Consider the following 6,501-nt stretch of genomic DNA (forward strand, 5'->3'; position numbering starts at 1 on the left):
GAGCTGCTTCAAGCTCAAGGAACTCTAGCTTTTTGGCGTTTTCGGTGATGTCGAGCGGGGTCGGGGTCAGGCCGATATCATCTTTCAGCTTGATCAGGCCCTTGTCCGCCAGCAGCAACAGTGCGCGCCCGCCATTGGTCGGATCATTCGGAATGGCGACTTTGGCACCCTCGGCCAGCTCGTCCAGCGATTTGACCTTCGAGGAATAGACACCCATCGGCGTGGTAAAGGTATTTCCGATCGGGGTCAGCTCAAGGCCGCGATCTGCGATCATCTGATCAAGATAGGGTTTGTGCTGGAAAATATTGGCCTGCAGATCGCCATCGGCCAGCGCCTGGTTGGGCATGACGTAATCGGTGAATTCGACGATGTCGATATTCAGGCCCTTTTCCTTGGCGATCGGCACGACCTGCTCAAGGATCTCGGCATGTTCACCAACCGAGACACCGACCTTGATGTCCTCGGCCGAGGCCATACCGGCAACCAGCGCAACAACAGCCGTCATAGCGGCGAAGCGAAGCTTTTTCATCTGCACTCTCCTGTGAAAAACTCTTAGCGGCCGCGGTTGCGCGGCGCGCGTTTGTCGAATTTTGCGGCGATCCACTCTCCGGCGGATTGCACCAGTTGAACCATGACGATCAGGATGATCACCACGGCCAGCATGACCTCGGGCATGAAGCGCTGATAGCCGTAGCGGATACCAAGATCGCCCAAACCCTTGCCCCCCACAGCACCCACCATCGCCGAATAGCCGATCAGGCTGACAACGGCCAAGGTCAGGCCCAAGACGATGCCGGGCATGGCCTCGGCGACAAGAACCTTGCGCACGATCTGGCCCGGCGTGGCGCCCATGGCGCGCGCGGCCTCAATCAGCCCACTGTCAACTTCGCGGATCGATGCCTCGACCAGACGCGCGATAAAGGGCGCGGCTGCGATCGTCAGCGGCACGATCGCGGCATTCGTCCCGATCGAAGTGCCGACGATCAGCCGGGTGAAGGGGATAATGGCGACGACCAAAATAATGAACGGGGTCGAGCGCGCTGCGTTGACCACAAGCCCCAGCACCCGGTTCAGAATGGGGGCCGAGAACAACTCGCCCCGTTTCGAGGTTGCCAGGAAAATCCCCAAGGGGCCGCCAATCAGCGTGCCAATGATCGTCGAAAGTGCGACCATATACAGGGTCTGAAGGGTCGAGACCCAGAGAAGGTTGATCAGATTAGCCGACATAGCCAAGCACCTCGGTGATCATGCCATGTTCGTTCAGAAAGCTTTGCGCCTCATGCGCGCGCGGGGCAGGCAGCGACACGATCAGACTGCCGAACGGGTTGTCGCCGATCTCTTCGATGGCGCCGGCAAGGATATTGGTTTCGATCCCGCATTCCACCGCCAAGCGCGACAGCATCGGGTCTGTGGCATGATCGCCGATAAAGGTGATCTGGATCACCGCGACCGCATCGGGGGTGGCGGGGGTCGGGCTTAGCCGATTGGCGACAAAACCCGGCACGGCAACCCCGGTCACACCGGTCAGGAACGACCGCGTTGTCGGGTGCTGTGGGTGGGAAAAGACGCCATAGGTCTCGCCCTGTTCAACGATGCGACCGGCCTCGATCACCGCGACATGGGTGCCAATATCGCGCACCACTGCCATCTCATGGGTGATCAGCAAGATGGTCAGACCCAGTTCGCGATTGATGCTTTGCAGCAGTTCCAGCACCTGGCGGGTGGTGTCAGGATCCAGCGCCGAAGTCGCCTCATCCGACAGCAAAACACGCGGATTGGTAGCCAGCGCGCGCGCAATGCCCACGCGCTGCTTTTGCCCGCCCGACAGCTCCGCAGGATAGCGTTTGGCCTGGGCCGTCAGCCCGACCAGCTCGATCAGATCGTTGACACGCGGGCCGATGCTATGGGCCGGTGCGCCTGCAATCTCGAGGGGCAGGGCGATGTTGTCATAGACGGTGCGTGTGGCAAGCAGGTTGAAGTGCTGAAAGATCATGCCGACTTCGCGGCGAATACCGCGCAGCGCCGCGTCATTTGCCGCGCCGACGTCATGGCCATTGACGATGACCTGACCCGAAGACGGACGCTCCAACCCGTTAACCATCCGCAGCAGCGTTGATTTACCGGCGCCCGAGCGACCAATAATCCCGGTGATGGCGCCTTGGGGCACATCAAGCCAGATGTCACCAAGCGCAACCACATCGCCGCCGCCGCCCTTTTGCGGATAGCGGCGTGTCACGCCTTGAAAAGAGATTGCCGGATTGGCCCGGCCCGCGGCCTCGATCATCAAAAAAACCCTGTCAGTGCGCGCAGAGGTATGCGCGCATGACAGAATTTTGCAAGAGGCCAGTACCCTAGAAGTCAGAAAGACTGTCCCAACTTAGCGTCAGAATGCGAAACCCTGTTCTTTTCGCGTCGAAATCAAGCAATTTCGCAGAATTTTCTTAAGCACCAAGGGCCGCGATGATCGCGCCGAAATCATCGGCCTTCAGGCTGGCACCGCCAACCAAGGCACCGTTGACATGGGCAATGGCAAAGATCTCGGCGGCATTGCCGGGCTTGACCGAGCCGCCATAGAGCAGTGACATATCCGCGCCATCTGCAAATCGTGCGGATAGTTTGTCGCGCATCAAGGCATGCACTTCGGCGATCTGATCATTGGTCGGGGTCCGCCCGGTGCCGATCGCCCAGACGGGCTCATAGGCGATGACGGTATTGGCGGCGGTCGCGCAATCGGGGACCGAACCCGCCAATTGCTCGGCAATCAGTGCCAGGGTTTGACCTGCATCGCGCTCGCCCTCGGTTTCACCGACGCAGATCACAGCGACCAGACCCGCCTGATGGGCGGCGATGCATTTGGCGGCGACATCGGCATTGGTTTCACCGTGATCGGCGCGGCGCTCGGAATGGCCCAGAATGACATGGGTTGCGCCCACGTCCTTCAGCTCGATTGCAGCAATATCGCCGGTATGCGCGCCCGAGGTTTTGGCATGGCAATCCTGCCCACCGACCATCACCGGCGTTCCTGACGCGCGCGTGGCCATGGCATGGATCAAGACCGCAGGCGGACAGATCAGAACATCGCAGTTTGGCTTCGGATGCTGTGCCACAAGCTGGTCGATCTCGGCCAAAGCGGCCAAAGATCCGTTCATTTTCCAGTTGCCGGCGGCGAGTTTGCGCGGTGCCATTTCTCATCCCTCATTGCTGATTTAGCAAAGGGATTAGGCAGTTCGCGCAAAGCGATCAAGCTGACTTGGGCCGGTTTCCGACTATGGTTCAACTTGTTTGCGCCAACATGGCGAAATCAGGCCGGGCGGGCGGGTTGCGCACCGGCGATCGGCTCGAAGCGGATGGATTCCCCGCAGCCACAGGATTCGGTCACATTGGGATTGCGAAACTTGAAGCCGGATTCAAGCAGGCCGGATTCGTAATCGATTTCCGTGCCGAACAAGAACATTTGCGCAGTCGGCGCGATCAATACGCGCGCATCGCCCTGCTCGACGATTTCATCGGCGGGATTGGGCGATTGGGCCAGCTCCATCGTATATTCCATGCCCGCACAACCGCCTTTCTTCAGGCCGATGCGCAGCCCAAGCGCAGATTTGCCCGACATCAGCTTGGCAATCTGGCGCTCAGCCGCCGGGGTGATGGTCACGGGAGATTTGCCGGGAATGGAAAACATGGGGAACCGCCTTTCGTCAGATTGAAAGATAGGCCTCGGGCCCGCCTCACTCAAGCCCCGACAGTGGCAGGACATGCCAATCAGGCTCTGGTCGCTCGACTTTCAGCGTCACAAGGACCGATCAGGGCAGTTTTTCAAGGAATTGCCCCAGAACCTTGGCCGAGTTTTTGGCCGCCAGATCCATGAATGTCCCCATCTCATTGTGACCAGGCCCGCCACCCGCCAGATCTGACACGGATCGAAAGGCGATAAAGGGCACCTCATTGGTGAAAGCAACCTGGGCAACCGCGGCGCTTTCCATATCGAGCACCTCGGCTTGGTAGTTGTCATGCGCCCATTTGCGCATCGCGGCATTATCGACAAAGACCGCAGACGAGACACCATTGCCCCCGACCAAAGCCTTGGGCTTCTGGGTCAGGCAGGCTTTGCCTTTGGTGCAGTTTTCCAGCGTGACCCCCACCACCGCCTGACGTGCAACCTGCAAAAGTGCGGGATCGACATCAAACCAGAACTTGGTCTTGGGGGTTTCCGGACGCGCCGAGATCACATCGACGTCGCGGGGCACGAAAATGCCGAAATTCGGATGCGAGGACGAGAAATACCGCGGAATGCTCATCTCGCCGTCACGCTCGCGTGCGGCGATCACCTCGAAATATTGGCCCCAGCGTTCGGGGATGACGACATCGCCAATGGCCAGATCAGGATCCGCGCTGCCGGCAATGCCAGTGAAAACAATCGCGGTGATATTGTATCGGTCCAAGGCCAGTTGCGTCGTCATGGCCGAATTGACCATGGAGACGCCGGACATGAACAGAACAATATCCTTGCCTGCGATCTGGCCTGTCATGAATTCCGTGCCATTGACCATGTTGTGGCCCGTTGGCTCGACCAAGGTTTTGATTTCATGCCATTCCGGCGCGAAGGCCGATACGACCGCGATCCGAGGCGTGTCATCCCATGCGGGACGCTTTGGGCTGACTTCCTCGGCCAGGGCAAGGGTGGGGCCAGCTGCCAAGGCCAGAGCCAGAAGCACAAATCGCATGGTGATTCCTTTCATCGCGCGGTCTGCCCGAAGCGTCCAGAAAATGGCGTGTGACGGGAATAAGATAAATGCATGAAGGAATGATCAACCGGACCAACTATCATCTTCATTATTAGATATTTTTTTCGTAATTCTGACAAGTCGCAATGGCGAAGTTGGCCGCAAGCCCTGCCAAGGCTTGACTTGGTGCCGCTCAGGGCTATAAGCGCGGCTCTATTGGTGTTGGTGGCCCCCGCAAGGGGATTCCTGTCGGGCATTCATTTGCCAAAGGACAACGCCCTTCGAAGCTCTGTCGGTCCGGGGAATGCTACCGTATCCGGGCAGCCGCCAGAGCTGAATTTTTGACGAAGGAGAACAGCCGTGACCAAACGCACAGCTGCCAAGTACAAACTTGATCGCCGTATGGGCGAAAACATCTGGGGCCGCGCAAAATCGCCGGTCAACCGTCGCGAATATGGCCCGGGCCAGCACGGTCAGCGCCGCAAGAACAAGCTGTCGGACTTCGGTACCCAGCTGCGTGCGAAGCAGAAACTCAAAGGCTACTACGGCGACCTGACCGAGAAGCAATTCCGCCGCATCTATGCGGAAGCTGAGCGCGTCAAGGGCGACACCGGTGAAAACCTGATCGGTCTGCTCGAGCGCCGCCTGGACGCTGTTGTCTACCGCGCGAAATTCGTTCCGACCATCTTTGCTGCACGTCAGTTCGTGAACCACGGCCACGTCCAGGTGAACGGCAAGCGCGTCAACATCGCGTCCTACCGCGTCAAAGAAGGCGACGTCATCTCGGTTCGCGACAAGTCGCGTCAGCTGGCGATCGTTCTGGAAGCGGTTGCACTGGCCGAGCGTGATGTTCCGGACTACGTCGAAGCCGACCACAACAAGATGACCGCAACCTTCGTTCGCACCCCGACCTTGGGCGACGTTCCTTATGCAGTCGTCATGGAACCGAACCTGGTCGTCGAATTCTACGCACAGAACTGATCCTTTCGGATTGTTCGACAGATTGGGCCGCTCCTTTTGGGGCGGCCTTTTTCGTTGCTTCAGCGGCTGGGGCGTGGCTCACAAGCCATCAAGTTGGCGCGACATCGCGCCCTTGGGCCTTGCAAGGTGACAGCCCGCGCGAGATTGGCTTAAGATGGCAATTTCCTGACTGCGAGGACGATCATGCGCGTGACAGCTGCGCTTATTCTGGTTGCGCTGGGACTGACTGGCGGCCCGGCCTTGGCCCAGGGCGAGGATGAAAGGCTTTGGACCTGCGATACCTCGCTTTCGGGCGAAAAGGTGTCGGTCAACTATGTCAAAGATCAGGCCTATCGCGATAACGTCGGCAAGATGGAAAGCCGCTTTGCCCGTTTTGGCAAGGTCAGCTGCCCCGGCTATGTGACGCTGCGAGAAATCCTGCGCCGCAATCAGATGACCGATGATGGCAGCTATTGCCTGCTGTGGGATGATCGCGGCTCGACCTATGTCGGCGCACAACAAGGGGCGCGCAAAAGCGATGCGGTCTGTGGCCAGACCTTCTGTCACCGAGTGAACACGACCAAGGCCGCAGCCTTGCAAGGTGGCAAAGCAGCCGCGGCCGATGGGTTCGAGGCCGTGACCCAGCGCCCTGGCGCGACCATCCTCAGCGCAGCCACCGGTCCCTTGGCGGGCCGGATCGAGGGGGCGGGGGCGGTGGCCGCGGGTCTTGCCAGCTCGCCTGTGGCCGCAGGTGCGGTGCTGGTCGGCGCGGCGGCGACAGGGGGCGCGTTGTGGTATTGCGCTGATGGTGCCGAAGCAG

At 59.6% G+C, this 6,501-nt stretch carries 8 protein-coding genes; 2 read left to right on the forward strand and 6 right to left on the reverse strand.

The genetic code is table 11. The features are described 5' to 3' along the window. The 6 genes from RTS12_RS10170 to RTS12_RS10195 form a co-directional block, all read right to left on the reverse strand. The coding region (locus RTS12_RS10170; RefSeq protein ID WP_312528088.1) for a MetQ/NlpA family ABC transporter substrate-binding protein at positions 1-529 on the reverse strand (529 nt) is incomplete at its 3' end. Between the two features lie 23 nt (positions 530-552). Next, a complete protein-coding gene (locus RTS12_RS10175) occupies positions 553-1,227 on the reverse strand; it encodes a methionine ABC transporter permease (protein WP_312528090.1) in 675 nt (224 codons plus the stop codon). Continuing rightward, complete coding sequence (locus tag RTS12_RS10180) at positions 1,217-2,284, reverse strand: methionine ABC transporter ATP-binding protein (protein ID WP_312528092.1); 1,068 nt, start codon at positions 2,282-2,284, stop codon at positions 1,217-1,219. Before RTS12_RS10180 ends, RTS12_RS10175 begins: the two co-directional genes overlap by 11 nt. Before the next feature lie 157 nt (positions 2,285-2,441). After that, a complete protein-coding gene (tpiA, locus tag RTS12_RS10185; RefSeq protein WP_312528094.1) occupies positions 2,442-3,185 on the reverse strand; it encodes a triose-phosphate isomerase in 744 nt (247 codons plus the stop codon). Positions 3,186-3,301: 116 nt separating this feature from the next. Continuing rightward, entirely contained in the window at positions 3,302-3,679 is a 378-nt protein-coding gene (locus RTS12_RS10190; protein ID WP_312528096.1) for an iron-sulfur cluster assembly accessory protein, read from the reverse strand. A gap of 121 nt (positions 3,680-3,800) precedes the next feature. Further along, on the reverse strand, positions 3,801-4,721 hold the full coding sequence (locus tag RTS12_RS10195) for a 5'-methylthioadenosine/S-adenosylhomocysteine nucleosidase (protein ID WP_312528099.1): 921 nt from the start codon (positions 4,719-4,721) through the stop codon (positions 3,801-3,803). Between the two features lie 360 nt (positions 4,722-5,081). Here RTS12_RS10195 and rpsD point away from each other — a divergent pair, with 360 nt between their 5' ends. Both rpsD and RTS12_RS10205 read left to right on the forward strand, forming a co-directional pair. Next, complete coding sequence (rpsD, locus tag RTS12_RS10200; RefSeq protein ID WP_312528101.1) at positions 5,082-5,702, forward strand: 30S ribosomal protein S4; 621 nt, start codon at positions 5,082-5,084, stop codon at positions 5,700-5,702. Positions 5,703-5,885: 183 nt separating this feature from the next. Then, on the forward strand, positions 5,886-6,501 hold a 616-nt coding region (locus RTS12_RS10205; RefSeq protein WP_312528103.1), incomplete at its 3' end, for a hypothetical protein.

It is taken from the genome of Paracoccus sp. (in: a-proteobacteria) (genome assembly GCF_032007265.1).
Lineage (GTDB): Bacteria > Pseudomonadota > Alphaproteobacteria > Rhodobacterales > Rhodobacteraceae > Paracoccus.